Source organism: Cysteiniphilum marinum, assembly GCF_014857925.1.
GTDB lineage: Bacteria > Pseudomonadota > Gammaproteobacteria > Francisellales > Francisellaceae > Caedibacter > Caedibacter marinus.
This window is the reverse complement of record NZ_JACYVZ010000114.1, coordinates 1-768: the sequence shown is the minus strand read 5'-3', so window position 1 is coordinate 768 and position 768 is coordinate 1. Positions and strand designations below refer to the sequence as shown.

Here is a 768-nt window from a genome sequence, read left to right as displayed (position 1 = left end):
GAGTTGCTAAGTCCCCAACTAAGCACATAACGACTATACCAATCCATGATCACAGATAAGTAGATAAAGCCTTGATTTAGGCGAATGTAAGTCAAATCTGTACACCAAACCATATTTGCTTGGTCAACCGTTAAGTCTTTGAGTAAATAGGGGTATTTCTTGTGTACAGGGTGCGATGCACTTAAGTTCTTTTGCGGATAAATAGCCATAATCCCCATCATTCTTAATAGCCTACGCACACGCTTTGGATTAACATGGTAACCTAAGTCTTCTAAGTATTTAGTCATGCGTAAAACCCCTTTAAAAGGATGCCTTGTGTACTCTTCATCAAGTAGACGCATCAACTCGACATTATCTGAATCTTCAGGCTTGCTTTGATAATACAAGCTTGAACGATTTAGCTTTAAAAGTTGGCATTGCTGCCTCATGCTTAAGCGGCTGTCATTAGCATCGATCATTGCTTTACGCTGCATAACACTTAGCTCCAAACACTTTTTTTTAGAAAGTCATTTTCACAAGTTAATTGTCCTATTTGTTGATAGAGCTTATCCATTTGCTGTTGCGCGTCTAGTGAGGCTTTTTCTTGCTTACCATTAAAGCAGGTTTTTAATGATGCCAAAGCCTGCTGCTTCCAACGATTGATCTGCGTTGAATGCACACCATACTTTGAGGAAATCTCATTAATCGTTAAATCGCCTTTTATCGCGTCCAAAGCAACCTTGGCTTTAAATTCTGCTGTATAGCTTTTATTCTTCTTAGCTGGCATTT

General features: G+C 38.9%; 2 protein-coding genes. Both read right to left on the bottom strand.

The features are described 5' to 3' along the window. A partial coding sequence (locus IE867_RS14555; RefSeq protein ID WP_192485418.1) for an IS3 family transposase occupies window positions 1–473 on the bottom strand: 473 nt, incomplete at its 3' end. A gap of 5 nt (window positions 474–478) precedes the next feature. Continuing rightward, window positions 479–768: transposase (locus IE867_RS14550; protein ID WP_192485417.1), on the bottom strand; the 290-nt coding region annotated here is incomplete at its 5' end.